Consider the following 699-nt stretch of genomic DNA (forward strand, 5'->3'; position numbering starts at 1 on the left):
TTCCATCGCCAGCAACGCCGAGGGTTCGGTGTTGGCGTAGGTGCGTTGCACTCCGTGCCGCAGCCAGGTCTGCCGGGCCCGCGCCAACCGGGCCGCCCTGTCCTCAGCGGTCTCCACCTCGAGCGCATCCAGCGCAGGGTCGGCTACCTCGTCGGGCCACTCGTCGAGCCACTCGTCTTCGGTGGGGTTGTCCTCGTCCAGGTCCAGCGTGGCGTCCAGGGGTGCTTCGTCGGGCCACTCCTGGTGGGTGCCCGAGGAATCACCTGATCCGAACATGTGTTCGATTCTATCACGTGGGTCACACCTGTGGCGGGGCTTCGCCGGGTTCGATCCAGGCTCCGCCTCGAGCCTGCCGGGCCTCGACCTACCGGCGGCGACCGGGCACAAGACGGGTGAGCCGCCGCGCCTGTTCCGGGGGCGTCTGCCGGGTGAGCCGCCGCGCCTGTTCCGGGGGCGCCTGCCGAGTGGACTCGCCGCGTCCCTTCCGGGGCGTCTGCCGAGTGAGCCGCCGCGCCTGTTCCGGGGGCGCCTGCCGGGTGAGCCGCCGCGTCTCCTCCGGCGCGTCTGCCGAGCGAGCCTCCGCGCCTCCTTCGGGTTCCGGCCGGGCAGGAGCGGGTTGCAGTGGGCACGCCGTTCCCGGCTCGAGACTTCCGGCCCCACCCCGCACCTGCGGTCTGACTCGCAGTGGGTCCGGCGCCG

The 699-nt window shown here is 72.7% G+C and carries 1 protein-coding gene; it reads right to left on the reverse strand.

The annotated features are described in order from the left end of the window. Positions 1-276: hypothetical protein (locus tag CFP66_RS12110; protein WP_143517231.1), on the reverse strand; the 276-nt coding region annotated here is incomplete at its 3' end. Positions 277-699 lie beyond the last annotated feature (423 nt).

The sequence above is a fragment of the Pseudonocardia sp. MH-G8 genome, from assembly GCF_002262885.1.
GTDB lineage: Bacteria > Actinomycetota > Actinomycetes > Mycobacteriales > Pseudonocardiaceae > Pseudonocardia.